This is a genomic window from Halobacillus sp. BBL2006 (genome assembly GCF_000786645.1).
GTDB lineage: Bacteria > Bacillota > Bacilli > Bacillales > Halobacillaceae > Halobacillus.
On the sequence record NZ_JRNX01000266.1, the window covers coordinates 1 to 2,870 of the forward strand.

The following is a 2,870-nucleotide window of genomic DNA, read 5'->3' on the forward strand; positions in this document are numbered from 1 at the left end:
ACATTTGAATTATAGCCACGGTAATACTCATCAAGCTTCTCAATCACCTGAATCGGCTTTTGAGAAGTAGCAGATGAGTCAAGATAAACGAGCGGGTGTCCGTTCACTTCCTGATGCAGTATCGGGAATTGATCACGTACCGCTTTTACATCCATTAATATACTTTCCTTTCAATTACTTGCGTAAGCTGACGTTTAACAGCTTCAACAGGCAATTGTTTAACAACAGGCGCTAAGAAACCGTGGATAATTAAGCGCTCTGCTTCGAATTTAGAGATTCCGCGACTCATTAAATAATATAGCTGAACTGGGTCCACACGACCTACAGATGCAGCGTGTCCAGCTGTTACGTCATCTTCGTCGATAAGAAGAATCGGATTGGCATCTCCACGAGCGTCTTTACTAAGCATCAGCACACGGGATTCTTGTTCAGCATTCGACTTAGATGCACCGTGTTCAATCTTTCCGATACCATTGAAAATAGCAGACGCTTTGTCTTTCATAACTCCATGCTGCAGGATGTAGCCATCTGATCCTTTACCAAAGTGTGTAATATTAGCGGTAAAGTTCTGCTTTTGAGTGCCTCTGCCAATCGCAACAGTTTTCGCATTGGAGTGTGAATTATCCCCAATCAAATGTGTAATATTTTCAGAGACCGTATTTCCTTCGTTCATTTGGCCAAGAGCCCATTCGATAACCGCGTCACGATAAGCCACGCCTCGACGGTTTGTATAAACTGTCGTACCTGCTTCGAAGTTGTCTACAGCTCCAAACGATACTTTTGCACCGTCTTTTGCGATTACTTCAGTAACAATATTCGCTGAGGTTTTCTCTTCTTTATTATGAGAAATGTAATTCTCTACATACGTAACTGAACTATTTTCTTCAGCAACAATGAGAATATGGTTAATTAAAGAAGCCTTAGGATCTTCCTGCCAGAAGATTGCTTGAATAGGATCTTCAATTTGAACATTCTTAGGTACGTATAAGAAAATACCACCATTCATTAATGCTGCGTGAAGGGCTGTTAGGCGATGTTCGTCCATGTGCACTGCATCGTTCATATAATATTTCTCAACTAAATCGCTGTGCTCACGAAGAGCGGTTGCGATATCAGTGAAAATTACACCTTGGTCTTTCAGCTTCTGGTCGATTGTACCGTAGGCAACCGTATGGTTACGCTGAATCACAAGATTTTGCTGTACTTTCTCTTTATCTAAAAAGTCCTGAATTTCCGCAGGTAAAGAGTCTAAAGAATCAATAGTTTCTCCTTTGACCTGATGGTTGAACTCTGTGAAGTTCCACTTTTGGATATTTGTCTTATCCGGTTTAGGCAGTGGTAGAGATTCAGATTTTTCCAAGGCGTTAAGACGAAGGCTTCTCATCCATTCAGGCTCTTGTTGGCCTTGGGAAAATTGAGTAAGATACTCTTTATCGTATGGTAGTGAGACTTCTACTGTCATGTTAACCCTCCTATCTTGATTACGCTTTTTGTCCTACCGTTTCGTCTTCAATTCCAAGTTCTTGTTTAATCCACTCATAACCTTCTTCTTCCAGACGTTGAGCCAGCTCAGGTCCTCCAGATTTCACAACGCGACCTTGCATCATAACGTGTACCTTGTCTGGTGTGATGTAGTTAAGAAGACGCTGATAGTGTGTAATGATTAGGCAGCCAAATGCATCGTTACGCATCTCATTGATGCCTTTAGAAACTACTTTAAGCGCATCGATATCAAGACCGGAATCGATTTCGTCAAGAATAGCGATTGCTGGTTGAATCATCATCAATTGAAGAATTTCGTTACGTTTCTTCTCACCGCCGGAGAATCCTTCATTCAAATAACGCTGAGCCATGTTTTTGTCCATCTCAAGCGTGTCCATCTTAGAATCCATGTCTTTAATGAATTTCATAAGAGAAATTTCGTCGCCTTCTTCACGTTGAGCATTGATTGATGAACGTAAGAAGTCAGAGTTTGTTACTCCGCTGATTTCACTAGGGTATTGCATAGCAAGGAAAAGGCCGGCCTGTGCACGCTCGTCGACTTCCATTTCAAGAACGTTTTCGCCGTCCAATAAGATTTCACCTTTTGTTACTTCATATTTAGGGTGACCCATAACCGCGGACGCTAAAGTAGATTTACCGGTTCCGTTTGGCCCCATAACAGCGTGAAATTCACCGCCGTTGATTGTAAGATTAACACCTTTTAGGATTTCTTGACCTTCGATTTCTACGTGAAGATCTTTTATTTCTAAAGTTGATCCTGCCATAGTTAATACCTCCAGTATCTATTGTTATTATGGAATGTGCTGGTTGAATATGGATCAAAGAACCATTCTCAATTTATTCTCATTACAATCTTATATCATATAGAAACTGATATCAACTTTTTCCTTTTAGGATAAAATCGCTCATTTTTCAACACTTTTCGGTCGTTTCCAACAGATTTCTATATGTTTTCCATTCTCATTATAACATGAAAAAATCAGGTAACTAAAGGTCACCTGATTCCCTCTTTATTTATGCAATTGACGTTCTACCTGCGCAAACATCTTTTTACTTTGTTCGAACTCACGTTGACGTTTCTCTTCAACTTTTAATCGGGTATCTAACTTTCTGCTGTACTCTGCATAACTCATATTATGCGCCTGATGCATGGCCTTATCCATCTCAGCAGTGTAATTTAAATTCAGATCGTCACTAATAACGAATCCACCCTTTCAGATTATTTACACAATTCAGACTATCACAAAGTAGATACCCGGAACAAATTGTAAATAAACCCGGAAATGAGCAAAAATGATTCGTTACAATTCATGTAAGCGCTTAATTCATCTAAAAATATCCAATTCAACTGTTTTTCTTTATTTTTC

Annotated in this window: 4 protein-coding genes; all 4 read right to left on the reverse strand. The window is 39.8% G+C overall.

Features of this window, described 5'->3' with window-relative positions:
• On the reverse strand, positions 1-155 hold a 155-nt coding region (locus LD39_RS22575), incomplete at its 3' end, for an aminotransferase class V-fold PLP-dependent enzyme (RefSeq protein WP_156112598.1).
• Entirely contained in the window at positions 155-1,462 is a 1,308-nt protein-coding gene (gene sufD, locus LD39_RS08925; protein WP_035545370.1) for a Fe-S cluster assembly protein SufD, read from the reverse strand. The genes LD39_RS22575 and sufD, both read right to left, overlap by 1 nt.
• 19 nt (positions 1,463-1,481) lie before the next feature.
• Positions 1,482-2,267 carry a Fe-S cluster assembly ATPase SufC gene (sufC, locus tag LD39_RS08930; RefSeq protein WP_035545371.1) on the reverse strand — a complete coding sequence of 262 codons (786 nt, stop codon included), beginning with the start codon at positions 2,265-2,267 and terminating at the stop codon, positions 1,482-1,484.
• A gap of 246 nt (positions 2,268-2,513) precedes the next feature.
• Entirely contained in the window at positions 2,514-2,654 is a 141-nt protein-coding gene (locus LD39_RS23055; protein WP_197061409.1) for a hypothetical protein, read from the reverse strand.
• Positions 2,655-2,870 lie beyond the last annotated feature (216 nt).

What these genes read in the sequence shown, in the direction of transcription:
- LD39_RS23055 (WP_197061409.1), bottom strand. Translation starts at nt 2,654, where the DNA reads ATGCATCAGGCGCATAATATGAGTTATGCAGAGTACAGCAGAAAGTTA.
- sufC (WP_035545371.1), bottom strand. Translation starts at nt 2,267, where the DNA reads ATGGCAGGATCAACTTTAGAAATAAAAGATCTTCACGTAGAAATCGAA.
- sufD (WP_035545370.1), bottom strand. Translation starts at nt 1,462, where the DNA reads ATGACAGTAGAAGTCTCACTACCATACGATAAAGAGTATCTTACTCAA.